Source organism: Vibrio sp. 10N.222.55.C6 (genome assembly GCF_041473395.1).
Taxonomy (GTDB): domain Bacteria; phylum Pseudomonadota; class Gammaproteobacteria; order Enterobacterales; family Vibrionaceae; genus Vibrio; species Vibrio crassostreae_C.
On sequence record NZ_JBFRSD010000358.1, the window covers coordinates 1 to 486 of the forward strand.

At 46.5% G+C, this 486-nt stretch carries 1 protein-coding gene; it reads right to left on the reverse strand.

Annotated features, from left to right (window positions below; genetic code table 11):
* The coding region (locus AB4486_RS24110; protein WP_372119149.1) for a zinc-binding dehydrogenase at window positions 1-486 on the reverse strand (486 nt) is incomplete at both ends.

The window sequence follows — 486 nt, forward strand, 5'->3', positions numbered from 1 at the left end:
ACGTTGGTGTGCGTCTTTTAACGTCTCAACACCAAAGCCATTTAATGTTGTAGTGAGTGTTGATTTAATGCGGCCAGCATCAATCAAGTTTGCCGCTTGGAACAGGATATCTTGCTGCTTCTGGATATCGTCAGTGTTAAACAGCGAGCGAGTAAACATCAGCTCCCAGATAAAGCCAGCTGATTTGCCTTGTAGTTTTGATAGGTCAACACCACCATCAAATTCTACAATTGAGCTGATCATGCCTTGCGGAGCAATCAGCTCAACCATTGCATCCCAGTGACCTTTGGTATCTGCAACGTTGAAGATGTAGTCAACATGCTGAATGCCCTGCTCACGTACCGACTCCACTAGATTGCGGTGATTCACAACATGGTCAGCGCCCATATCTCTTACCCACTGCTCGGTCTCTGGTCTTGAAGCAGTCGCAATCACTGTTAGGTTAGTAAGCTGTTTCGCCAGTTGAACCGTAATCGAACCAACACC